General features: G+C 38.9%; 1 protein-coding gene. It reads left to right on the plus strand.

Going from position 1 to position 1119, the window contains the following annotated elements; translation table 11 throughout:
• Positions 1–726: 726 nt before the first annotated feature.
• A complete protein-coding gene (locus BCM02_RS35080; RefSeq protein WP_148933755.1) occupies positions 727–1059 on the plus strand; it encodes an RHS repeat domain-containing protein in 333 nt (110 codons plus the stop codon).
• Positions 1060–1119: the final 60 nt, after the last annotated feature.

Raw genomic sequence — 1119 nt, forward strand, 5'->3', positions numbered from 1 at the left:
CTGAGCAGAGCTGAAGGATAAAAGAGCAGTCCATTGTGCATTATTTCACACCTTAAAATATCAAAAAAGCTGTCTTGACATCTTGTAGCACCATAGGTTATTCCTGCACAATATAACGATAAAGGAGAGTTAGTACAAGCAGCATCTGTCATAATACAAGGCAGTTTGGTTTCTGATCCGATGGATATTGTAATCGTAGATCCGAGAAAAATTGATTAAGGGATGGTGCATGGATATAAAAAAAATATTGAAACTAACAATCATGAATAGTGTTATAGGAGTTATTTATGCCTTAGGGTTGGTCTTTCTTAATGGGTATGGCATACCCTCACGAGAAGGGCATGAACTTCTTCCTTATATACCACTTTGTATGATCTCAATTATTATGACATGTATTTATTACAGGCGGTTGAAACTAGTTGTGCTTTTAGGCGCATTAGTATTTGGATTGATAACCTCTCTACTCGCTTTTTTAATAGGTCTAATCGCTGTTCTTGCATATCTAGATTCGCGGACCACTTTTTAGTCTATCTAGGTAATATTTAGTTTTGTGTCACCACATGCGAGTAACAACTCCATGCGAACTAACTATTATGGGGGAGCCTGTTGACCTCTTTAGACTACGGGTCCTATTTACTTACTAAACGTGAGAGGATTATTCGCGTTTATTAGTGGAATGAGACTTTGTTTATAGGTCAGAATCATAACGAGTCATAAGGAGAACATATGTCGACAAACTTTGGATTAGCTCTGTACCGAAGCGCAATTATTTTATTTATCGCGATTTCACTTTCTCCTTATGCAGCTTTCGCAGAGGGAAAGGCAACATACCAGTATGATATTAATGGCCGAATGACGGGAATGACGACCAGCACGGAAGAACAATATACCTACGAGTATGACCGGAATGGAAATCAAACAGCACGTAAACTTGTGTATGATCCAAGCGAAGAATTGCGATTTGATGGAACAAAGCGGGTCACGGTTGGGCCAATGAATGTAAATGGAGCGGCGGGAGAAAAAATATGGTGCTACAAGATGTCAAGACAGCTTTTTTGATATTTTAAGGTGTGAAATAATGCACAATGGACTGCTCTTTTATCCTTCAGCTCTGCTCAG

It is taken from the genome of Paenibacillus methanolicus (assembly GCF_008124765.1).
Classification (GTDB): Bacteria; Bacillota; Bacilli; order Paenibacillales; family Paenibacillaceae; genus Paenibacillus_Z; species Paenibacillus_Z methanolicus.